This is a genomic window from Merdimmobilis hominis (genome assembly GCF_016901855.1).
Lineage (GTDB): Bacteria > Bacillota > Clostridia > Oscillospirales > Ruminococcaceae > Paludihabitans.
On record NZ_JACJKY010000084.1, the window covers coordinates 1 to 298 of the forward strand.

Genomic DNA, 298 nt, shown 5'->3' on the forward strand with positions numbered 1-298 from the left:
ACAGTGTGCGGTAGGTGTCAGAAACAGTGATATATTCTCCGTTTTCATAGTACGTTCCCGGTTCAAATTCTAAAAACAGATACCGTTCATCTCCCGTATATAGTGCATATGGATTTCCATACTGTTCGAACATGGGGATTTCTTCGGCTTTTTCTTCCGATTCGCGGTCATAAATGATCAAAGCGGATTTTTGCCACAATTCTTTTGAGCCGGTGATCGGCGGGACATACAACTGATAGCAGTATTGATCGTCAATCAAAACACTGCCGAACATCGTTGTGTCCAGATCAGATTGAAT

Annotated in this window: 1 protein-coding gene; it reads right to left on the minus strand. The window is 42.3% G+C overall.

Annotated elements, in window-relative coordinates:
- The coding region (locus tag H6A12_RS13180) for a hypothetical protein (protein ID WP_204448448.1) at window positions 1-298 on the minus strand (298 nt) is incomplete at both ends.